Origin of the sequence: Paenibacillus sp. PAMC 26794, from assembly GCF_000316035.1 — a bacterium.
Lineage (GTDB): Bacteria > Bacillota > Bacilli > Paenibacillales > Paenibacillaceae > Paenibacillus.
The window spans coordinates 74709-98679 of sequence record NZ_ANHX01000071.1 but is presented as its reverse complement, the minus strand read 5'-3'; the positions used below and the strand labels follow the sequence as shown (position 1 = coordinate 98679).

The window sequence follows — 23971 nt, the reverse complement described above, 5'->3', positions numbered from 1 at the left end:
TCAGATATGACAGGAAGCAGCCCTTCATTATTGAAGCATATTAAGCATTGTTGCAGTTTTCCATGTTGCGTAATTTCTGTTTAGTGTCCAGCAGGAATCCGGAAGGTCAGAATCTCGTACGGTTTGATATCAAAAGAAATCCGACCATTTTCCACGGCACATTCTGCTTCGTTGTTCTCGAGCAAATCACAAGCGTATGCCGTAGCACCAGCTCCCTCAGGCAATTGCAGGGAAGCCCGACTGCGGCGGCCGTGTGCTTCATAGAGACGGATGATCATATCATCGTTGTTCTCGGCTTTTTTGATAACCTCCAGCACGACATTATCCTGATCGACTGAGGCGAGAGACCATGTTCCCGGCAACGTACCGGTTTGCGGACTTACTTCACGGGCAACCAGCGGACGGTTGAGATCATAAGCGGCTTGGATGACACGTCCTTCACGGAAGTCGCCCTGATGCGGATAGAGCGCGTAGGTGAATACGTGCTGCTCTTTGTCGGCATTTTCATTCGGGTACGTAGCGCTCTTGATCAGTGACAGTCGCATCACCGAGTTATGAATGTCATATCCGTATTTGCAGTCGTTCAGCAGAGCAGCACCGTACCCGTTCTCCGCCAGATCGGCCCACTTCTGCCCGCATACTTCAAACCGGGCTTGATCCCAGCTCGTATTACGGTGGGTAGCACGCTCAACGTTGCCGTACTGGATTTCGTAGACGGCCTTTTCACTCCAGATATCAAGCGGGAAGGCGGCTTTCAGCAGCAAATGCTCTTGCTTCCAATCCACAAACGTACGGAAATCAATCCGGCGTGTATGCGCGTAGAAGATGATTGTCTGCTCAATGATCGAGTCCAGGAACTGTCGCTTCACTTGAAGCACGGAACGCACGGGCCCGCTTTCAACCCACTCCAGCGACTGCAGGTCATTAATCTCCCACATATGCTGTTCATAATAATCGTCAATGTTCCATGCCTCGTATTCCGCAGGTCGATCCTCGAACACTTGCAGCACGTTACCACGTTTGCCAGACTGAAGCAGCTCACGACCCTCCAGCTTGTCCCATACGGATGTGAATTCGGCACTTTCATTCAGGTGAATATCGTACCAAGGTGTATGGATGTGGCACCGATCTGCTTCCCACTGAGCAACCGATACGCCCGCGACAAGCTCGTCTGTGAGATCTGGTGTGATCCGGAAGGATTTATACCCAAATGTAGGCACGTTCTCTGCAAGGAATACAAGTCCGCCTTCGGGAGTCTGCTGGCTTGGTACAGGGCGATCTCCATCATAGATGGTTACTTTTCTCGCAAAAGCAGGCAGTTCAACCACATCCGTCCGTACAAATCCGGTCGTGTTGAATACTACAATGGCTTCGCCATCAGATGTAATTCGGCTTGCAATGCCCTTCAGCGCGCTGTCTTTCAGCTCATCCGTGACACGCAGGACTTCTTCATATTGCTCCTTGGAATCCACATATACCTGCTCAATGGAGCTTCCCGGGAGAATATCATGGAACTGGTTCAGCATCGTCAGCTTCCATGCATGCTCCAGTGCATCGGTTGGATAGGCCGCCTGTGCATTCGCCTGACGATGAATCATGGCATACAGCTCGGCATCAGCCAGCGCAAATTCGCTATGACGGTTGTACCGTTTGTTACGCGCCATGGACGTGTAGGTACCCCGATGATACTCCAGATACAGCTCACCCGACCAGCGAGGAACGGAAGGAACATCCGCCAGATTTTGCTCCAGCTTCTCGAAAAACTCGCGTACAAAGGTACGTTTCACCGCGGGTACACCCGGCAATCCGACATCAAGTCGTCTGCCATGCTCCAGCATCTCTTCGGTTGGTCCACCGCCGCCATCTCCGAATCCGAAACATTGCAGGACATCTGCATTGATGTTTTTGTTCTGGTATCGCTGCCACGTGCCTTTCACTTGCGAAGCATTAAACCGTCCATTATAGGTCGTTTCGAATCGGCGCTGCCTGAAATCAGGATGTTTATCATAGTCTGTTGCTGTGATGAAATGGGTCAGGACCTCTGATCCGTCGATTCCTCTCCAGTACATCGTGTCGTTTGGAATCTGGTTTGTATCATTCCAGGCAATTTTGGTTGTCATAAAATAATCAATACCGCTCTTGCGCATAATTTGCGGCATCGCTGCACTATAACCAAATACATCCGGCAACCAGAGTACACGGTTCTCCACGCCGAATTCTTCCTTGAAGAAACGCTTCCCGTAGATAATCTGACGGATCATGGATTCACCCGAAATCAGGTTACAATCGGCCTCCAGCCACATCGAACCTTCCGCTTCCCAGCGGCCTTCGGCCACCTTTTCCTTAATTTTCTCATATAGGGATGGGTAGTCTGCTTTCAGGTATGCATACAGCTGGGGCTGAGAGGACATGAAGGTATACTCCGGGAACTTGTCCATCAAGTAGAGTACACTCGCAAAGCTGCGAATGACCTTCTCCCGAGTCTGATCCAGCGTCCACAGCCATGCCACATCGATATGTGTGTGTCCGATACAGTGCACGGTAGGGATGTGATCACCGGCAGGGCGGATATTACCATAGACATGGTCTTGCAGATAGTGGCGCGCTTCCAGCACCGAAGCATGGAACTCTGCACTGTTTTCCTGGCGCAAATCCAGCAGATTCACGGCTTTATTCAGATGTTCGACCAACTTCAGCCGCTCCAAATCATCCTCACGCAGCAGATCCGCAGCATCCAGCGCAGCCTTGAGATCGTAATACAAATCGGAGACTTGCTGATGATGCTCGGCGATATATACATTTAGAAAAACATCCGCGGCAGACGTACTGCAATACGCATATAATGCCAGATCGAATTCATCACCTTTTGCCGCAGCGGGTGTCAGGTCAATCTCCGTATGGTTCACGTCTAGACCGCAGACCAATTCCCCATTCAGGAATGCTAAGAATTGCGGATTATCGTAATTCCAGATATCATCAGCACCAGTGACGATGGCACAAACGACCTTTTTTCCTTCCATATGATCCGGGATTTGAATGCGGGTTTTGAAGCAGCTGTGTACGTCTTTGCCGCCCCAGCCATCACCCTTACGGAATACGTTCCAGGAGGAAGGGTCCTCATGCACCAGTTCCCAGGAGTGATAACCACTTTCTTTATGATAAAGCTCCGGTATATATGTCTTTGAGGTTAGTCGTGCACGTTCCAAGTGTTTCACAATGGTATGGATTCGAGTATATAAGGAATTCATTTTCATGTTGGTTTCCCACCTTGGTTTGTAGTAAGTACAGGCTGTAGTCGTTGTTGGAGCGATAATACTGCAAGCGCTAACATATCAACTCTATCATAACAAAAGAGAAATAGGCGAAACTACGTATTGTATGCTGAAAATAACGTCTTTTTATTGCATTTCATGCTAAAATAAACTCATTAGAATCAGGATAGGGGGCATGTCCATGACACCATCGGTTTTGGCATACGAGCAGGGATATGCGATCCATGTGAACCAGCCTGGAGATTCGCTTTTTTATCATCTGGATTATGACGAACGCTCCCATGAACTGAATATGGAGTTTCAGCATTTCCATGATTTCTATGAAATCTGTATTCTTCTGGATCGCACAGCTGCGCACATCATTGAAGGTAGTTTATATGAGATCCAGCCTCTGGATATCGTTCTTCTGCGGCCTTCTTTGCTGCATAAAACGCAATATCCGAAGGGTGCTCCGCCGAAACGATTGATGATCACCTTTGCCATGCCACGTAATACACCTGGTCTTGAGAGCGGTTACACAGAACTGTTCTCGGTCTTTGATAAACCGATCCCGATATTCCGATTTACAGAAGAACGGCGCAAGGAAGTCCTCGCGCCGATCAATGATATTTTTGCTATATCGCAGCAGCCTTCTGCACTTCAATCGGTTATGATTCATAGCAAGTTCGTGGAGTTTCTCTGTGCCCTTCATCGGTACTCGGCAGAGAATGGATATGTGCGTGAAGAGACAGGATCATCAATGTCCCGACGCATGTATGCCATTGCCTCTTATATTCATAGTCATTATCAACAAGATTTATCTTTGGATGAAGTATCCAGGCGCTTTTATGTAAGTGCCCATCACTTGTCTCGCCAATTCAATAAGGTTACCGGCTTCACCTTCACGGAGTATGTGCAGATGACCCGTATTCGCAATGCCCAGCAAATGCTGCTGAATTCGAGTGAAAAAATTACAGATATTGCTGCACAGTGTGGATTCACAAGCTTCTCCCAGTTCAATCGTATCTTCAACAAACAGAACGGAATGTCACCAAGTGCATATCGCCGAAGCAGACATTCACAGAGCGAGCGTGACGTGATGCTTGTGGGTGAGAGACCCGAGCCACTTGGGTGTCTAGAGTGAGAGGGGCGAGGAGAGTGATGGACAGACCTAAAATACTACTTAACTGGTTATTTTTCTGGACAGAAGCCTTGCATAACATGAATAGAGTAGAACATGATGGGTACGTTGTTGTGTCAGTACATTCACGATTCAGCTAGGGACAAACCGCCATCATACATCCGATATACTCTGTCACAATATTCAAGCATACGCTCATCATGGGTAACCATAATGGCCGCTTTTTGGCGTGATTTCACTTCTTGCGCGATTAGACTAACCACTTCATGGGCTCGTTTGGTATCCAAGCTTGCGGTCGGCTCATCCGCCAAAATGATGTTGGGGTTATTCATTAAAGCTCGAGCTATTGCTGTCCGTTGCTTCTCACCACCTGAAAGCTCATCCGGAAAGCTTTTTAATTTCGAGCCCAGACCCAGCTCGTTCAGCAGCTTAGTGGCAAACTCCCTATCCTCCCTTTTAATCTTTCCCGACATCCTCTTTACGATTAGCAATTGATCAAGAACATTTAAATAGGGAACTAAATTCGAGGATTGCATAATAAATCCAATTTCTTGCAGCCTTATATTAGACAGCTCTTTCTCAGTTTGCGTGGAGATATTATTTCCATTCAGCCTAACATCTCCTTCGGAGGCTTTCAGCAGCGCTCCAGCAATGGATAAGAACGTACTTTTACCCGAACCAGACGGTCCAACTACAGCAACAAACTCCCCCGGTTCTACTGATATGGATACATGATCGAGTGCCGTGATGCGATTGCTTCCTTCGGCATAATACATGGTGACTTCCCGCATGTGCAATCCCTTAACCATTATTCAACCCTCCCGAGCGCCTTAAGCGGATCAATCTTAGTAATTTTGCGAACAGATACCAGTGAACTTAACATAGCAATAACCAGCAAGATAATAGAATAATTGAAGACAAGACTGGTTTCCAGCTTAAATGGCATTCCTTTTGGCATAATTGCTGCTGTTCCATAAGTCAGCAAGATTCCAACAACAATACTAGTCAGCGAAAGTACAAACACTTGCGAGATAATGGCTTTTCCCAAGAAACGGTTACTAGCACCTATCGCTTTCATAATGCCGAACTGATTGGTCTTTTGCATCGTAATGACATAGAAGAATACCCCGAGTACAAATGCAGAGATCGCGAGTAGAAATGCAAGCATCATCAGAATAGTTCCGTTCTCCTCTTTGTACCCGGGCATGCCTTGCACAGCTTCCGACCGGGTAACCGTATCCGTATTTGATAGCTTGCTGTTAATTACGGTTGGATCGATATCCTTGCCTTGTAACATGATCGCATTAACGGGACCTGCAACTCCTTTATCTGAACCCGGAGCCGCGAAAGCTATCTTCCGCCATTCAGTCATTGGGGTAAATACGGAGGCAACGTGGTTATACGTCTGATTCTCCACATATCCGATAATCGTCAATGATTCCGTCGTGCCATCTAATTGAAAAGTATCACCAAGGTTATAGCCCTCATCCTTCATGGTCGAATTCACCACGACACCTGTAGGATTCTCGGAAGATAGACTTTCACCTTCTACAATAGGTGGTTCCAAGAAGCTTCCAGGGTTAATTCCTATAATCGCTATGTCCACCTTATCTTCATTCTTCGTACTTTTCTCCTTCAGAGCCGTCGCCATCGTACTTCCCATGGGTGATGCAGCATCCACATTAGGAAGTTGTTCCGCCTTCGCCACCAGTTGATCTGACAGCAGTGACTTGCTCATGGAAGACTGAGCTCCTTCTTCAAAGATGACATAATCAGCCTTCATGGTCTTGAATGTTGATGCGGCTAGCGTAGACAATCCATTTCCCAGACCGGATAAAATAAATACCAACCAAGCCATTAGTACGAAGATAATGATAATCATCAAAAACTTCATTTTACTATGCATTAACTCCTTCATCGCTAAAAACATGATCTATTCAACTCCTTCTCTCTTTTTTGACACATGTGTCAATTTAGATGCGTGGCCACGCGGTCTTCATTATTAAACGATATAAATGACACTTGTGTCAAATTGAATCCAAGAACAAAGTTAGCTCTTGGCTCCTCCGATCCACATTTGGAACAGCAACTTTCCCCAATCAGGCGAAGGGATATTCATCATGTTAGGCGTATTAATTAAGTTAAAAAAAACACCAATAAGTACAGGTAGAGGAATATCTTGTCGCAGAGCTTGATCCTGCTGTGCGCGTTCAAATAAGCGTGATAATTGAATTTTAAGGGTCATATGTGCTTTCTCAATAAATTCAAGATCTCTCGCTGCTGCGGAAGAATTAGTCGTATTAATTTTACTGGCATCTCCCAGAAGTTGATGGAGCGTAGATTCTTCTGCGTAGATGAGGAGCAATTGCTCGAGAGCATCCATTGGATCAGTCTCATCAATGGCTAATGAATTCTCTAATACGGTTGATATGGAGCGCTTCATGCAAGCAGCAACAATCTCTTCTTTATTAGAGTAATATTGATATATCGTGCTCCGTGCTCCAGACAGATGCTGTGAGAGCAGCTTGAGATGAAAACCGTCATAGCCATGCTCAAGTACTAATTTTTTAGTTGTGTCCAGTAGCTCTGTTTCAGTAAAAGATTGTTTTCGTCCCATTAAATCTCTTCCTTTTTATCATTTAAAGTCGGTGTGAACTTCACGTAATCGATGTGTACTGCAGGTCTGCAGGAGTTCTTCACTTTACTTGCTTATTATGATCAGTTTAGCATATGTTTGATGGCCATAATACCAACCAAGACTATTGATCTGAATAAATGGGTGGACGATATACAAAAAGGCAAACCCTTGAACTTACAGAGGGTTTGCCTTTTTCCTTCTATTTATTGAATACCGAATATATACCGATACGAATACAATTGATCTTACGATCAGACTCACGCATGTACCGGATGAATCTTGATGTTATCCCTGATCCTTCGGCGCCAGCTCAATAGCAGAGCGAATGGCAGCCAGCATGCTTTTATCATCGGCGATATTTTTGCCAGCGATATCGAAGGCTGTACCGTGGTCGACGGATGTACGGATGATGCCGCCTTTCAGACCAACGGTGATGTTCACGCCTTCCTCGATGCCCATTACTTTTATCGGCGCATGGCCTTGGTCATGGTAACAGGCAACGACGATATCGAAGTCACCGCGACCAGCGCGGAAGAAGAGTGTGTCCGCCGGGAGTGGACCAACGACGTTAATGCCTTCCTGCTGTGCACGTTCGATACCGGGCTGAAGCTTCTCTTCTTCTTCTCCATTACCGAACAAGCCGTTCTCCCCGGCATGAGGATTGATTCCGCATACGGCAACGCGCGGATTCTCAAAGCCTGCTTTTTTCAACGTATCATGAGCAAGCTTCACAACGGTGTAGGTTCTTTCCGGGTTAATACTTGCAATGGCATCGATCAGACCCATGTGTGTCGTCAGGTGAATAACGCGCAGATTCGGCGTGGTCAGCATCATCGAGAAGTCCTGCGTATCCGTCAGGTCCGCCAGAATCTCGGTGTGCCCCGGATACAGGTGCCCGCCCTGATGCAGAGCTTCTTTGTTCAAAGGCGCGGTGCAGATGGAGTGAATCTGCTGTTTTTTGGCAAGATCAATGGCTTTGGCGAGAAACTGGAATGCTGCATCCCCAGCCACGGCAGATACTTTACCGTATTCCAGATCCGCAGGAACGAGATTCAGATCAATCACATCCACAGTACCGAATTCATACTTGGCTTCAGAAGGCTCTTGAATCGCGTTAACGTTCAGACTTGAGCCGATGACTGGCAACACACGCTCCAGAATCTTCGCATCACCGATAACGAGTGGATTGCACTGATCGTACATTTCTTGATGACCCAGTGCTTTCATAATAATCTCCGGTCCAATACCTGCTGCGTCGCCCATTGTAATTCCAATTGTAGGTTTCATACGAGAATACCCCCTTTTAATTTTTGAATCGCATGGATAAAGACATCCGGTTTACCGAATCCGCCTGCTTTGGTAATCACATGCAGATCATCAATCCCTATAAACTTGGAGATCGGCACACCGATTTCAAGCTCATCCAGCAGCTCGAAGCCGCTAATATTCCATTTCAGACAGATTTGTTTTGCTGTATCACCGCCGGTCATGGAGACCCCTTTGAAAAGTCCCTCTTCCAGCAGTCTGGCACAGATCTCACCCATCGCGAGTACAATTTGGTTGCTGACTTCCGTGTGATTGAGACCGCGAATTTCGCCCGTTGCTCGTGCCAGTTCGATATCCACTTGTTCTGCGGTGGAGTAGAGGACAACATCTTGTCCTTCCAGCGCTTTGTCTCGGACCTCGTTATAGACACGTTCCATCTCTTCCGCGCGGTCTGCGATTGCGGATACCGCTTTGAACGAATGGAAGGAGACTGAAGCTACGCGGGAGTTGCGCATCAATCGATGCAGCTGCTCGCGGGAGTTTTTGTTCACGCTGCCAACCACCGTTAGGATTGGACCGGAATTCTCCGGGATATCAAGTGACACAGCCCTGGATTCCAACTCGTAATGTGCGGGGAGGTAATTGGCAATACCTGCTGAACCTGCCCAAGTAAAGGTATAATCCAACTCGGAAGTCATCTGCAGAATCAGTTCCAGATGTCTTTCTTCGGTGGAGTCCACCATTACATACGGGATGTTATTTGTTTTCAACTGCTCTAGCTTGGTGCGAATATGATTCTGCCCGGCTTCCAGATCGGCGACGGTGATCTCGCCAACTTCATACTTGGTCTGTTGTTTCAACAAGTCCGGAAGGTAGGAAATCGTTACAGGTGTCTTCGGATCATGGGCAATTTCAGTATCTGCCAGCGGAACGCCGTTCAGGTAATGAATTCCTTCCAATATCGTCCGGTTATTTTTTGGATAACCCGGGGCAATCATCATAAAGTCCGGCTTTACGACATCATATACAGCATCAATCTCGATGCCGATATTACCGCGCATGGTGGAGTCCATTTTTTTGAAAATCGTCTCAAATCCATTGTTCGTCAGCAATTCGGCAGCCCGGAATACACGGTCATACGCTTCCTGTGAGGATATGGAACGACTATCTGTATCAAAGACGACGGCATCGTAACGTGTAAGAGGGCCTTCATCCATATTAAAAAGAACACTGGTCTTCAAGCCATGACGGGCAAGCTGCACCCCGCTGTCATTGGCACCGGTCAAATCATCTGCAATAATGGCTAATTTCATGCAGTCATCCCTCCTTGTAAGCACAATTGAATAAAAAGTCCGTTCAGATCATCAGTTAAGCATAGATTGAGCACATTAAATCAGGTGAAAACCATTTATGTGGTTGGTCGTTCATTATATTTGGCGACTCCACCTGATTTCTCCAGTCGTTTGGAGAGGAACCCGATGAAGATCGGCAACAGGATGGCTGTTGTTACAACACTCGCCGCAATCTGCACCGTAGCAATCTCGGCAATCGGGCCAAATGAAGCATTAGCAGCCACGATGGCAGCAGGTGTACCTACCGCATTTCCGGCTGTTGAACCTTCAGAGGCACCAACGATAGGGTTCCAGCCGATGGCTTTAAAGAGCAGGAAACCGATTCCGCCCGTTAATAGCACGGTTAACACACCCAGTAAAATTCCGCTAAGACCACCTTGAATGATGGAGGAGAAGCTAATGTTCATACCCAGAGCAAATGCGAAGAACGGAACAAGTTTGTCACTGCCTTTATGCAGCCATTCCGCCAGATTGCGATCCAGATTACCAATAATGACACCAACGATGAGCGGAAGCAATACCGCAACAAAGGCCATAGGGGAGAACATGCCGTTAGCAAAACCCATCGCCCCAAAGATGGAGAGCGCTACCATGGTCAGGAACGGACCATCACTGAGTGCCAGGAAAGGGTAGGCTGCTTTGTCATCTTCTTTCCCGTATTGGCCGGCCAGAGCAATGTACAAACCGCCATTGGAGTTAGTCATCGCAGCAATAATGGCAAGCGGGGCAAGGCCGAGAAATAACCCGTTTGAATCCGCGAACAAAATAGCGATAAAACCAAGGGCTGCACCAATCACCCATTTGAACGTAAGCAAGGTCAATCCTTTGCCGACAGAGGAACCTGCTGTTTTAAACGTAATCTGTGTACCCGCAATGAACAGGAACAGGGCAATTAACGTACTGGCACTGTTGACAAAAAGTGCTTCCGTGAATCCGCCAATGCGCAGGGCATTCGGGAAGAATGTATTGATAGTTGCACCAAGTAACAGGGGAACGACCATCATACCGCCAGGGATGCGATCTAAAGTTGCTTTAATGTTCATAGTAGTAGCTCCTTATGAAGTAATCGTTTTTATGAAGCGCTTGCAGGGATTATATTATCCCATATCGTTTAATATAGCAACAATAAATTATTGTAAATTTTAAATACTTGGTTAACTGTTTAAAAATGCAACACATAAAAGCAATAAAAAAGACGTAAACTTAAAGTTAATCTTTAAGTTTACGCCATAATGTGGCCCGGTTAATCCCCAGTCGCTCTGCGGCCTTCGATTGATTGTTATTCTCCTCCTGAAGCACAAACTGAATAACTTCCTTCTCAATCTCCTTCAGCGTACCGTTCAACTTCATTGGGCTTGAAGAAGGTTGCTGATCCAGCAAGCGGGACAAGGTAGCCGTGGTGATTACATAATCTTGTTCGTTGAGTGCAGCCTGCTTGATCAGATGTTTCAGCTGGTTGACATTCATATGTGTGATCTGATCTTGGATCAGCTGTAGTGCATCTTCTTTTATCCTCACCGCGGTAGTTCCGTATTTGTGGTAGTAATCAGTCAGGAAATGCTGCATCAGTGGAGCCAGATCCTCTGGTCTATCCGCAAGATTTGGCATCATGATTGTATTAAGCTCCAGATCGAGTGACCACTGCGGGTTTAATATCTGTTCCCCGAGTATAAACACCCCAATCTGGTTTTGAAGGCAGCTCTGGATAAAGGCGAGCAACTCCGGATCTTCCATACGTGTTTCCATGTGGTTAATCTCTACATTTCTAACCTTGGCGAGTGGTATGTTGTGCAAATGACCGGGCGGAACTTGCGAGAGATCCATCTGTAATAAGAGTCCGCCACCGGAGTACATCTGATGAATATGTTTGACCAGAAAAGATTTACCGGAATCCGCTTCACCCCGCAGATAGATCGGTTCATGATTCTCGTAAAGTGCCCGAATGTTCTGTAATACCGCCTGCATGGCAGGGGATTCAGCAACAATAGGCTCCATCGATGCGTCGGTGAACGTTGTTATGCCGAATTGTGCAAAGGCATAGGGTTGCCCTTTTTCCAACATATATACCTTGTAGTTCTTGTTGTCTAAGGTCGTTTCATAGGCGTTAACCGTAAGTTGATAATCGTCCACCATGAACACATTTTGGATCTGGGATTGATGGAACTCCAGGCTGGTGTTGGTCAGATATATGTGATTATCGGTCAGCGGATTTTGTTCAAAATCGGTCAGGTTCTCGAATACAACTTCATTCCGTTCATTTAAAATAAGTAAATTGGGATGTTCCCGTGTAACCAGGTCATTCAGTATGATCGATATCGCATGATTTTTGCTCAAATAACGGTAGACCAGCTGTGCATCCTCCATCGCTCTAAGGATGGATTCCTGGCCAGATTGGATTAACAATCCCTCCAGACCATAGGTCTTCGCGGTGTTGACGGTGATCACATCTCCGACAATCTGTCGGTACCCGGAAGCTTTCAACTCCAGGAGCAATCGTGCCACATCCTCCGAGCTATGTATGGTATAGACCTTGAGGGGCAGATCCATCAGATCAATAATTGATTGTGCACCAGAGGTGATGTTGGAGAAGCCAACAATGGCTGTTTGGCCGTTAAACTGGCTTGCCAGCGTAAGTGAACGAATCATATCATAGCCTGATAACTGCACATCAATGACAGGAATGGTCACTGCTTTTTTAATCAATTGGGCGGTTCCGCCGCGGCTGATGATAATCTCTGCACCGTTTTTCTCAGCTTGAGTTGCTAATTCCACACCGTTCGCCAAGTCGCCCACGTCCGTCTGAATGGTTAACTGGGGAAAGCGAGGAATGCACTCTTGTATGATAGGAATCATCGATTCGTAGGGAGCAATAAAGTGAACTCGTGTACGCATATTTTTCCTGCCTTTATAGAAAACTTTGATCCCCTTATTATAGCCAACTTACGGAGGAATGGCACCCTGGGTGGACAGGTCACTGTTATGTGTGAAAATGTTTGTGTGGTATGTCGCCATAACTCCCTGAGTGGCATGTGATGAAGTGCACTGAACCGAACCGTTATGTATTTCAAAATTAATGCATAATTTGCACACGATAAGTATAGAGAAGTGAGGAGATTTCATATGGGAGACATTCATAAAGTAGCTGAGCCGGATCACATCATTAAGGATGTTGTCGGAAAGTTTTCTTGCAGGGTGCTGTGGAGTGAAGGCCGTCCATGTCTGGAGTATCAGAGGGAAGAGGATGTGGGTTTAATAACCGAATACGTCCGCATTACGTACAAAGTTGAACTATTGGATGTGTTTTTCACAGCGGTGGAGAGCCTTCCGGTTGTTGAGACATAGATCAGGTAGGGATTTGTAGATTTCGGGCAAAGGGTTAGTACTTAAGTTTGTGTGTGTTTATACAAGGTCATAAGGCGACACTATAGGTGTTCGTCTATTCTTTTATTACTCCATCATTAACCGACTTTGGGAAGGAGAGACTCTACTTGCCAACGTGAAATGTGAAACGTATGTGGGCGTATTCATGTATTATAGTATACATATGAACTTTTCGGAGGAGGAACAAGTCATGGGAATCTTATCGAGGTTTAGAGACGTGATGAAGGCCAATGTGAACCACATGTTGTCGCGGGCGGAAGACCCGGAGAAGAGTGTGAATGAATATATGCGCAGCCTGAGCAGTGATCTGGGTCAGGTGAAGGCTGAAACGGCAGCGGTGCTGTCAGATGAGAGCCGGGCGAAGCGAGCATTGGATGAGTGCAGCGCCGAGGTCAAGAAATTACAGCGGTATGCGGAAAAATCGGCGGAGTCGGGATACGAAGACAAGGCACGTGGTTTTCTGGAGAAGAAAGTGAAGCTGGCTGACAAATTGAACGAATTACAAGCTGCCTATGAACGTGCTTCCGCCAAAGCCAAGATGATGAAGCATATGAATGATAAACTGGTTGCAGATCTGGGGCAACTGGAAGCGCGGCATGCAGAACTGAAAAGTCGCATGACAGATGCAAAGGCGCAGCAACAGGCCAATGAACGGAATGCATCTGCGGGCAGGTCTGATGCCGCATTGAAGGCCATGGAAGACAAGGCGAATCAGGCGCTGAACGAAGCAGAGGCTTTGGCAGAACTTCGTGCTGGGACACAGGAAGATGATTTGGACGAATTAATCGCCCAGTTGGAGAGGGACATGAACTCAGATGCGGGTAATAATGAGAATGCGTCGCCAAGTGCGGAGGAAGAACTCGCAGCGATTCAGGAAAAGCTGAAGAATAAGTAATACGTTACACCATTTCGTTAACATTGAGGTGAGCAGATGCCGGTTATTGAATATAAATGTCCAAACTGCGGCAGTGGTATGATCTTTGACAGTGTGTCAGGTGCATTATCCTGTCCCAGCTGCGGCCGCCAGGACAACATAGAGCAGATCCCCGATCCCTTGAAGAGACAAGTGTTCACGGAGAATGAGGTCAAGGAATACCACTGTAACAGCTGCGGAGCTGACATTGTGACGGAGCCGGAGACCAGTGCGACGACATGCAGTTTCTGCGGTGCAGCGGTTGTACTCAGTGATCGGCTGACGGGCAATCTGGCCCCCGCGATGGTGATTCCCTTTTCGATCAACAAGGATCAAGCCAAGCAGGCTTTCAAAAAGTGGTGCAGAAACGGCCTGTTAACGCCAAGTGGCTTCATGTCCGCCGATCGGATTCAGAGCATTACCGGCATGTACGTGCCGTTCTGGTTGTACGAGTTACATAACAAAATCGAAGTGCATGGTCGTGGCACCAAGGTCAGATCCTACACCCAGGGCGACTACCATTACACGGAAACACAGCATTTCGATGTATACCGCCGAATTCGGCTGAATTACGTGAACCTGCCCATCGATGCATCGGAGAAAATGAAGGATGAACTGATGGATAAGCTTGAGCCTTTCCCATATAATCAGCTGAAATTGTTCAAGACCCCGTATCTGGCGGGATATATTGCGGAAAAATACAGTTATACGGACGAGGAACTTTTTCCACGGGCCAAGGATAAAACGAGATCGTACATTGATTCTTATATTGCCTCAACTGTATCCGGATATACCAGCGTGAGCTACACGGACAAACAGATTGATACTACGCTCAAAAATGCAGACTATGTGCTGCTCCCGGTGTGGATGGTCAACTATGACTACAATCGGGCACAGTATACCTTTGCCATGAATGGTCAGACAGGTAAAGTGGTCGGTAAACCACCGATCAGCAAAGCCAAAGTAGCTGGATGGTTCGCAGGAGTCTCTACGGTCTCGTTGTTGTCACTGAAGCTGGTTTCCTGGATGATGGGAGGTGGATTCTTATGAGAAAAAGAACCCCTCTGGCCGTGATGGCTACGCTCATTTTACTTATGATAACCCTTGTCGCTCCGTTGATTCCCATGTCATTGGCATCCGCAGCGGAGAGCAAAAATCTCATCTACGATGAGGCCAACCTGCTGAGTGAGCAGGAGATAAGTGAACTGAATGTACTTGCGAGTCAGTATGGCGCGGAACGGCAGACGGACTTTGTTATTTTGACAACAAATAATGTTGAAAATCAGGATGTTATACTCTTAACTGAAGATTTTTATGATAAGCAGAGGCTAGGATACGATAAAGAACATGGTAATGCTGTCATATTGACGATGGACATGAATAATCGTGAAGTATATTTGGCTGGGTTTTATAAGGCAAAAGAATATCTGAGCGATCAGCGGCTTGATGCTATCCGTACCCGAGTTACCTCTGAATTGTCCAGTGGGGATTATAAACTCGCATTTGAGAAATATATTGAGCTCTCTTACAAATATATGGGGTATGAACCTGGTGTGAATCCAAACAATATTTTGTTCAACGGTTGGTTTCAGTTGGGAGTATCTGTAGTTCTTGGCGGTATTGTTGTTGGTATGATGACCTATCGTTCCGGGGGACGTGTCACAGTCAATCGTGCAACTTATGAGGATTCAAGCAATTCCAGTGTCATTGATCGTCAGGATCGATATATCCGCACAACCGTAACCAAGCGCAAAATTGAGAAGAACAATAACAACGGTGGCGGAGGCGGCGGTGGAGGAACCTCCCGAGGTGGTCACTCACACAGTGGAAGTAGAGGGTCGTTTTAGTAACGGAGTCTGCGAATTATGTTAAATAGAAAGGATGGAAACGAATATGGGATTTTTCAGAAATCAGTTTTCGAATGTGGTGGAATGGGAAGAGTTTAGAGATGACATGATATTTTGGAAGTGGAGCAACCGGGAGATCAAGAAGGGGAGTAAACTCATCATCCGTTCGGGTCAGGACGCCATTTTCCTGAATAACGGTAAGGTGGAAGGGATATTCGAGGACGAAGGATCATTTAATATCGATTCCGAGATCATTCCGTTTCTTTCTACCTTAAAAGGGTTCAAATTCGGATTCAACAGTGGCATGCGGGTCGAAGTCTTGTTTGTAAATACCAAAGAGTTCACCGTGCGCTGGGGCACACAAAGTCCGGTGTTGATTCCAACACCACAACTCCCGGGCGGGATGCCGATTCGGGCCAACGGCACATTTAATTTTAAAGTAAGTGACTATGTGACCCTGATTGATAAGATTGCAGGCATTAAGCAGAGTTATCTGGTGGAGGATGTCAAAATCCGAATCACTTCTGTGCTGGATCAGCTTCTAATGAAGTGGATTAGCCGTGAAGGGAAGGATATGTTCAACCTGCAGGCCAATGCATCGGATATTGCCAAAGGGATTCAGGAAGATCTGGATATGCAGATGATGGACATCGGCATTGGGATTACCGGTTTTCAGGTGATGAGCTTCAATTATCCAAAAGAGATTCAGGATATGATTACAAAGACTGCTTCGCATGAGATGATTGGTAATCTGCAAAAGTATCAGCAGGTCAGCATGACAGACGGCATCTCATCCGGTAAAGTACAGGGCGGCGGCGCAGCTTCGGATATGGCTGGTATGATGATGGGTATGAACATGGCCAATGAAATGATGAAGAACATGAACCAGAATCAAGGCCAAAACCAGAACCAGAACAATAATTCCAATTCGTCTCAGAATCAGAATGCTGACCAGAAGCCAGCGGAAAATAGCAACGGTGATTCAGGTAATTCTTCATCTACAGAAGGCAACAAGAAGCCAAACTTCTGCCCGAACTGTGGAGCCAAAAATGAAGGAGCCAACTTCTGTCCGAATTGTGGTCAGAAGCTGGGCTAATGAAATAAATACATGTAGGGATAGTCTAGCAGTGCACTAAATACTGCGGGGCTATCCCTTTTTTTGTCTGAATTCATAGTTAAAGCAACATGACGTAAGGTGGGGAAGCAAGTTCATTTATTTTAGTTTAGATAAAAGAGTTGACAAGCGATCATAAATGATTTATCTTTAATTTAAGATATTTAATTTGAATATAAATAACAACCAAGAACAAATATCTTTAATCCATTTCACGAGGAGAGATCAAGATGATGATCCCAACATTGACCAGAATAAATGAACTTTCAAGAAAAGCTAAAGAGGGCGGATTGACGGAGTTGGAGAAAGAGGAACAGGTTCGTCTTCGCCAGGAATATCTGCAAACTTTTCGCGGTTCGGTCAACGACATTCTGCTGAATGCAACCATCTATGATCCAAACGGCGATGACGTTACTCCAGACAAATTGAAACAAGAACAGGCTAATCAAAATAACAACTAGAATATAATTCGCCAGATTATATATCTTAATTTAAAGATAATACAAACTTACTATAAATCACTTCCAAACCAAGGAGGAATTAATCATGACGATTCAAACAGCAGGTATTCACCATATTACAGCTTTCGCAGGAGATCCACAGGCCAACGTTGATTTTTATGCAGGAGTTCTGGGACTTCATCTGGTGAAAAAAACAATCAACTTCGATGCACCTGATGTGTATCATCTGTACTTTGGAGACGAACACGGAAGCCCGGGTACCATCATTACCTTCTTCCCATCGGCTGGATCACCACGGGGCAAAATTGGTGGAGGTCAGGTCGGCATCACTTCCTATGTCATTCCTCCTGGGTCGATTGGCTTCTGGCAGAACCGGCTGGAACAGTATAACATTGAGGTAACCAAAACAAGTCGCTTCAATGAAGACCTGCTTCAATTCGAAGATGGCGAAGGCCTGCGGCTTGAGCTTGTTGAACGGGAAGAGGGAGCAACCAGCACTTGGGCGCACGAAGGAATTCCAACAGATAAAGCAATCAAAGGCTTCGGTGGTGCTGTCCTATTCAGTGTTAACCCGCAAAGAACGATGGATGCTCTTGAGAAAATTTTGGGATTTGTCAGAGTGAGTGAAAATGAAGAGTATGCCCGTTTCCGGTCCAGCGGGGATATTGGTAATGTCGTAGATGTTCCAGTGACCCGTATGGCTCTGGGTATGGGCGGCGCAGGAACCGTGCACCATATTGCATGGCGTGCCAAAGATGATGAGGAGCATGCACAGTGGAGTGAAGGTGTACGTGATTACGGGTACCAACCTACTCCAGTTCGGGATCGTCAGTACTTTAACGCAATCTACTTCAGAGAAGCTGGCGGCATTCTGTTCGAGATTGCTACCGATCCTCCGGGCTTTGCCAAAGATGAACCTGCTGATTCGCTTGGACAAAAATTGATGCTGCCTGAGTGGTTTGAGAAATACCGCCCTCAAATTGAGGACAATCTGCAACCGATCGAGGTAAGAACACTCGTACCTGCTACAGTCCAATGAAGTAAGGTAGATGGCGCTCAGAGCTTTTCCTCTGGGCGCGTCACCAGATCTCAGCGATTTAGGTAACTGAGTGAGCAACAGGCTTCGTAGTATGAGAAAAACCTAAAGGAGCATTGAAGGATGATGGAGAAAAAGGTTACCTGGCTGGAGCTGTTCTACGATCTGCTCTTCGTAGCAGCGGTCTCCAAAGCGGGTCATGTCTTGTTACATGCCGAACATGGAGTAATTACGTTTGAATATTTAATGAAGTTTGTGCTTATTTTTATCCCTGTTTGGTGGGCATGGGTCGGTCAGACCTTGTTTATTAACCGCTATGGTCAAGATATCCTGATCCATCGAATCTTCCTCATCCTTCAGCTTCTGTCCGTTATGGTCATGACGGCGAGCCTTTCTACCCATTTTGACCAATACTACCTGTCCTTCTTCGTGGGGTATATCGGTTCACGGGCATTTACGGCGATTCAGTATCTGACGGCTCACAAGTCAAAAGGCGAGCATCAGCAGCAAGCGGCTCGTTACTTGGGTATCTGTTTCCTTATTGGGATATTGATCTCATCAGGTTCATTGTTCTTTGATTCCTGGTTGCGCTACGTGATTTTGTATGCGGGGATTGCTGTGGACATCGTACTTCCGTTGATCGGACGCAAAAATCTGGTGAAGGTACCGGTTCAGACCCATCACTTGTTGGAACGTTTCGCGCTCTTTACACTTATCCTGCTGGGTGAATCTGTAGTGAGTATTATCGCTGTGCTGCAAGCCGATCATTGGGATATGAAATCCATTCTGTTTGCCGCCTTTACGTCCATCTTTGTCATTGCGATATGGTGGCAATACTTCGATAACGTGGAGAAAAAGGTCAGCAAAGAGATCCAGACTGCCGGGCAAGCGATCATATACGGCCATCTGTTCATCTACATCTCCATGAGTATGATTGCTGCTTCAATTCAGCTGTTATATCAGAATCAGTTAAACTATGTGTTCATGATAGGATTTGTATTTGGATCAGCACTACTGTATTTCTTGTCGACCTCACTTGTGTTCCATCGTTACAGACACGCACATCTACGACTCCGGCCACGTCATCTGGCAGTCATGGTGGGGTTACTGGTGGCATTTGTCCTTGTTGATCTGGTCTACCGGGTTCCGGGTTATGTCATCATGGGCGAAGACATGTTATTCTTCCTGGTGTATGCAAAACTTACGACTTAATATATCAAAGGAATTCTATAACCTTCTAGGTAGCAAAACAAACTAAATAACCGTTTTCCAGTAGTATACCGGAGAACGGTTATTTAGTTTGTACCTGAAATCGATTCCAGATGAGCCACTATTAATAGTTATTTGATGATTCAGAGATGTTGATAGCAGTAGAGGATGCTACTTGTGTATCGGGTCTTAACCTTTTTAAGGTCTTAACAATGGGTATCGGCCCTTTTTGACCATCAATGAAAGTAGTGCCTGAATTTTTTTGTGTTATCGGTTCGATAAGAAACGTTCTTGCTACATATGTTCCTTCCACTATTTTATCAATTCCAAGATGGATGTAAGCATTGTGATACACATCAAATATCAATAGGGCACAATTAATACTATTAACAGGTTGAGTGTAGTAAACGACTTGTGTTGAAGACATAAGTAGCTTGGGAATGAGATGGAAATTAACTAATTTACTTTTTACACTATTGAATCCACCCTTGTTTTTCTTTTTTAAATCGTCAAACGTAATTATACCGTTCATAACACCATTGAAACCTGGCATGCCCCTATATTTTGAAGCTGCGCGTTCCTTCAAAGTTTTATTGACAATACTTTGTAAGCCTACAAGATGACAAAAGTTTTCTTTGTTAAAATCTAAGTGAAGTATGAAGCCGTCTTCCAAGTGGTATGTAAATCGATATGGTAATAGATAGCTGATGTAGTAGTCGAGGAGCAATTTTAGGTTAATCTGATCTATTCTTGGTTTTACATTTAGTGAGTGTAAGTCCTGGATATGTGATATCCTTTCGAGCATATAGGTTCCCTCACAGTTTCTATTTACAAACTAAAAAAGACGCTAGGTAGATAGAACCAGCGCCTTCACAATTACAATATGGTGGCGACTAAAAGCTCTGTTCCGCGTCTTATTTAAAGTCCACCGCGGAGTGGAACTAGGGGTCGCCTTCCCCAGTGACCCTAGGGGTCCAAATACAGTATATTCCGTATTACCGTGTGTTATGCAACTAATTACTCTGTTCCGCATCTTATTTAAAGTCCACTGCGGAGTGGAACCAAGGGTTGCAACCCTGGTGAGCACAGTACGCTCCTAATATGTTGATATCACTAGTATACCACAAAAGCCTTGCAGTTCAACGAAATAGGAGACATTATCCATACGTTTATCGGAAATAATTCCCTAATATTATCCTTGAGTCACTGTATTCTTAACGAATAATTGATTGAATGAGCGCGTTCTTACTTCGTGGAACCGCGTAATTGTGTCCGCAACTTTTGACGTTAGGGTAATTTCTTCTCAAAAGCACAAATCTAATTTAATTTCTTCGATAGAATCTGTTAATATGAGACTATGTACAAGTGAATCTACCAGATCATAGAATATCTTTTATATAAAATGAGCGTACGTTGTGTTAGTTCATTTTATATATAGCGATTCGTAGATATGGGGATGACAATCAGGAGGGAAATCATTGAGCACACATCAAATCGGAGTTCCATTGGAAGGGTTTGCAGAGTTTAGTCGTACGGTTGCCGCAGAAGGAGCCGTTTTACTCAGAAATGAAGGCCAAGTGCTTCCACTTCGTGAAAACGAAAACGTTTCAGTTTTTGGTCGAATTCAAGTCAATTATTATCGCAGCGGCACGGGTTCAGGCGGTAGTGTTCATGTGGCTTATACAACGAATCTGCTAGATGGTTTGCGTAGCAAAAAGAATATAACGGTCAATGAAGAGCTGGCAGCTGTCTATGAGAAGTGGATTGAGGAAAATCCATTTGATGATGGCGGAAAAGTATGGGCGGCCGAGCCATGGAATCAGAAAGAAATGCCTTTGACGGATGAACTTGTTGCACAGGCTAGAAGCAAATCCAGCAAAGCCATTATCGTGATTGGACGTACAGCAGGAGAAGACCAGGATAATGCGGATGCGCCAGGAAGTTACCAACTGACAGAAGATGAGAAAGCAATGTTGAAGCAAGTTACTTCGCAGTTTGAACACACAATCGTTGTGTTGAATGTCTCAAATATCATCGATATGAGCTGGTTAAACGAAACGTATCTACATCCGATCCAAGGCGTAATTTACTCCTGGCATGGCGGTATGGAGGGTGGTAACGCGATTGCTGATGTGCTGGCTGGCGACGTTACACCAAGCGGTAAACTGACAGATACGATTGCATATTCCATTGAAGATTACCCTTCGACCAGCAACTACGGCAATGAATTCAAGAACTTGTATCAGGAAGATATCTATGTAGGTTATCGTTATTTCGAAACGTTTCGACCTGAACGCGTTCAGTTTGAATTCGGTTACGGCCTGTCTTATACGACGTTTTTGGCCCAACACGAAGAAGCAAAATCAGTATCCAAAGACGGCGAAACCTACATTGAAGTTCGTGTAAATGTGACCAACTCAGGTACAACATATGCGGGCAAAGAGGTTGTGCAAGTCTATTATGAAGCACCACAAGGCAAACTGGGACAACCGGTGAAGGCTTTGGTGGCTTTTGGCAAAACAGGATTGTTGCAGCCGGGTGAGTCAGAACTTCTGACGATTAGCTTCCCGATCCATGCCATGGCATCTTACGATGATGCGGGTGTTACGGGCCATGCTTCCGCATACGTTCTGGAAGAAGGCACATACCAACTGCACGTAGGAACCAGTGTGAAACAAGTGCAGCATATCAGCATTGATGGCCAGGATGGCTATAGTATTGAATCTCTTCAATTGGTGGAGCAACTGCAAGAAGCGATGGCCCCAACTGAAGATTTTACACGGATGAAACCAGGTTCGCGCAAGGAAGATGGATCTTATGAACTGACTTATGCGGAAGTGCCGAAGCGTAAAGTATCCATGGCAAAACGGATTGAGCAGAATCTCCCGCAAACGCTGGAGCAGACGGGCAACCAGGGCCACAAGCTGAGTGACGTTAAGGCTGACAAAGTGAGTCTGGAAACCTTCATCGCTCAACTGAGTGATCAGGATCTGGCGGCAATTGTCCGTGGCGAAGGCATGAGCAGTCCGCTCGTTACTTCGGGAACAGCATCTGCATTTGGTGGTGTTAGCGACAGCCTGTTTAACTACGGTATTCCGGTAGCATGTACGGCAGATGGCCCGTCCGGTATTCGTATGGATAGTGGCGAGAAGTCAACACAGGTATCCATTGGTACGTTGCTTGCCGCGACATGGAACAAGGATCTTGTTGAAGAGTTGTATGTGATGGAAGGACAGGAATTGCTGAGAAATCAGGTGGATACCCTGCTCGGACCTGGACTTAATATTCGCCGGAGCCCGCTCAATGGCCGGAACTTTGAGTACTTCTCCGAAGATCCACTGATCTCGGGTGTATTTGCGGCAGCATGTACAAAAGGTATTATGAAGGGTGGTTCCAATGCCACACTGAAACACTTTGCCTGCAACAACCAGGAGAAACACCGTAGTAAAGTAGATGCTGTTGTTTCCGAACGTGCACTGCGTGAAATTTACCTGAAAGGGTTCGAGATCGCTGTAAAAGAAGGCGGAGCGAACTCCATCATGACCTCCTACAATCCGGTTAACGGACACTGGGCGGCATCCAACTACGACCTGAACACCACGATTTTGCGTGGCGAATGGAATTTCGAGGGAATCGTCATGACCGACTGGTGGGCGATTATGAATGATGTGACCGAAGGTGGAGAGGCTGATCGTAAATACACCAACTGGATGATTCGTGCGCAAAATGATCTCTACATGGTTGTACCGAACTACGGCGCAGAGATCAATGGCTGGGACGACAACACGATTGAATCCTTGGAAAATGGAACATTGACTCGCGGAGAGCTGCAACGCTCAGCGATTAATATCTGCAAGTTCATCATGAATGCACCGGTGTCCGGTAGAAAACACGAGATCGTGGAGAACGTCGCTTCTTTCCCAGCGAATGCATCTATATCTGCTGCACAAGCTCAGGCGCTGGTTGAAAACGCACAGGTGAAACCTGCGGTAGCTGAACCTGTCTACATGAAAGTGGACGAAGCCGGTCATTATCGGATTATCGTACAGATCATGTCCCCTGAGCCGGAACTTGCTCAAAGTGCATGTAACCTGCTCCTGAATGATCAGTTGGTGACCACCATTCAAACGAATGGTACGGAAGGCAAATGGATCAGACAGAAGCTTGTCAAAGTAGACCTTGAAGCAGGACTGTATGAATTGAAACTGGACTTCACGAAACCAGGCCTCCAGATTGATTGGATCGAATTCAAGCAGGTATAGAAGATAATCGGAAATATCAGGTGATAAGAGCAATCGAAAGGTTGTTCTGTCATCCAAAGCAGAATACGTTGGTATATGACAAAGGACACTGTACGCGGGT

General features: G+C 45.9%; 19 protein-coding genes. 10 read left to right on the top strand and 9 right to left on the bottom strand.

Annotated features, from left to right (window positions below; translation table 11 throughout):
- Positions 1–80: 80 nt before the first annotated feature.
- A complete protein-coding gene (locus tag D829_RS0122730) occupies positions 81–3254 on the bottom strand; it encodes an alpha-mannosidase (RefSeq protein WP_017691218.1) in 3174 nt (1057 codons plus the stop codon).
- A 199-nt stretch (positions 3255–3453) separates the two neighbouring features.
- Here D829_RS0122730 and D829_RS0122725 point away from each other — a divergent pair, with 199 nt between their 5' ends.
- Positions 3454–4395: an AraC family transcriptional regulator gene (locus tag D829_RS0122725; RefSeq protein WP_017691217.1), complete on the top strand. Its 942-nt coding sequence runs from the start codon at positions 3454–3456 to the stop codon at positions 4393–4395.
- A 122-nt stretch (positions 4396–4517) separates the two neighbouring features.
- Here the strand turns inward: D829_RS0122725 and D829_RS0122720 are convergent, their stop codons facing one another.
- From D829_RS0122720 to D829_RS0122690, 7 genes are all read right to left on the bottom strand, one after another.
- Entirely contained in the window at positions 4518–5201 is a 684-nt protein-coding gene (locus D829_RS0122720) for an ABC transporter ATP-binding protein (protein WP_017691216.1), read from the bottom strand.
- The gene (locus tag D829_RS0122715) at positions 5201–6322 is read right to left on the bottom strand and encodes an ABC transporter permease (protein WP_017691215.1); all 1122 of its coding nucleotides are present in this window, start codon (positions 6320–6322) and stop codon (positions 5201–5203) included. The genes D829_RS0122720 and D829_RS0122715 overlap by 1 nt, the downstream gene beginning before the upstream one ends.
- Before the next feature lie 120 nt (positions 6323–6442).
- The gene (locus D829_RS0122710; protein ID WP_017691214.1) at positions 6443–7009 is read right to left on the bottom strand and encodes a TetR/AcrR family transcriptional regulator; all 567 of its coding nucleotides are present in this window, start codon (positions 7007–7009) and stop codon (positions 6443–6445) included.
- Positions 7010–7315: 306 nt separating this feature from the next.
- On the bottom strand, positions 7316–8317 hold the full coding sequence (gene pdxA / locus D829_RS0122705) for a 4-hydroxythreonine-4-phosphate dehydrogenase PdxA (protein WP_017691213.1): 1002 nt from the start codon (positions 8315–8317) through the stop codon (positions 7316–7318).
- Positions 8314–9609 carry a four-carbon acid sugar kinase family protein gene (locus D829_RS0122700; protein WP_017691212.1) on the bottom strand — a complete coding sequence of 432 codons (1296 nt, stop codon included), beginning with the start codon at positions 9607–9609 and terminating at the stop codon, positions 8314–8316. The genes pdxA and D829_RS0122700 overlap by 4 nt, the downstream gene beginning before the upstream one ends.
- Before the next feature lie 95 nt (positions 9610–9704).
- The gene (locus tag D829_RS0122695) at positions 9705–10691 is read right to left on the bottom strand and encodes a 2-keto-3-deoxygluconate permease (protein WP_017691211.1); all 987 of its coding nucleotides are present in this window, start codon (positions 10689–10691) and stop codon (positions 9705–9707) included.
- A gap of 166 nt (positions 10692–10857) precedes the next feature.
- Positions 10858–12540, bottom strand: coding sequence for a sigma-54-dependent transcriptional regulator (locus D829_RS0122690; RefSeq protein ID WP_017691210.1), 1683 nt, complete (start codon positions 12538–12540; stop codon positions 10858–10860).
- Between the two features lie 228 nt (positions 12541–12768).
- Between D829_RS0122690 and D829_RS0122685 the strand changes: the two genes are divergently transcribed.
- From D829_RS0122685 to D829_RS0122650, 8 genes are all read left to right on the top strand, one after another.
- Positions 12769–12990 (top strand): hypothetical protein, encoded by a 222-nt coding sequence (locus tag D829_RS0122685; RefSeq protein WP_017691209.1) that lies wholly within the window; start codon positions 12769–12771, stop codon positions 12988–12990.
- 229 nt (positions 12991–13219) lie between these two features.
- Positions 13220–13924: a PspA/IM30 family protein gene (locus D829_RS0122680; protein ID WP_017691208.1), complete on the top strand. Its 705-nt coding sequence runs from the start codon at positions 13220–13222 to the stop codon at positions 13922–13924.
- A 36-nt stretch (positions 13925–13960) separates the two neighbouring features.
- Entirely contained in the window at positions 13961–14992 is a 1032-nt protein-coding gene (locus D829_RS0122675; RefSeq protein ID WP_017691207.1) for a hypothetical protein, read from the top strand.
- Entirely contained in the window at positions 14989–15789 is an 801-nt protein-coding gene (locus tag D829_RS0122670) for a TPM domain-containing protein (protein WP_017691206.1), read from the top strand. Before D829_RS0122675 ends, D829_RS0122670 begins: the two co-directional genes overlap by 4 nt.
- Positions 15790–15835: 46 nt before the next feature.
- Complete coding sequence (locus D829_RS0122665; protein WP_017691205.1) at positions 15836–16885, top strand: SPFH domain-containing protein; 1050 nt, start codon at positions 15836–15838, stop codon at positions 16883–16885.
- A gap of 251 nt (positions 16886–17136) precedes the next feature.
- Positions 17137–17364 carry a DUF896 domain-containing protein gene (locus D829_RS0122660; RefSeq protein ID WP_026081360.1) on the top strand — a complete coding sequence of 76 codons (228 nt, stop codon included), beginning with the start codon at positions 17137–17139 and terminating at the stop codon, positions 17362–17364.
- 85 nt (positions 17365–17449) lie between these two features.
- Positions 17450–18403, top strand: a complete 954-nt coding sequence (locus tag D829_RS0122655) for a ring-cleaving dioxygenase (RefSeq protein WP_017691203.1) — start codon at positions 17450–17452, stop codon at positions 18401–18403.
- A 120-nt stretch (positions 18404–18523) separates the two neighbouring features.
- Positions 18524–19612 (top strand): low temperature requirement protein A, encoded by a 1089-nt coding sequence (locus D829_RS0122650; protein WP_017691202.1) that lies wholly within the window; start codon positions 18524–18526, stop codon positions 19610–19612.
- A gap of 121 nt (positions 19613–19733) precedes the next feature.
- Here the strand turns inward: D829_RS0122650 and D829_RS0122645 are convergent, their stop codons facing one another.
- Entirely contained in the window at positions 19734–20414 is a 681-nt protein-coding gene (locus D829_RS0122645) for a PBECR4 domain-containing protein (RefSeq protein WP_017691201.1), read from the bottom strand.
- Between the two features lie 673 nt (positions 20415–21087).
- On the opposite strand from D829_RS0122645, the gene D829_RS0122640 reads away from it, so the two are divergent.
- Entirely contained in the window at positions 21088–23871 is a 2784-nt protein-coding gene (locus tag D829_RS0122640; RefSeq protein WP_017691200.1) for a glycoside hydrolase family 3 C-terminal domain-containing protein, read from the top strand.
- Positions 23872–23971: the final 100 nt, after the last annotated feature.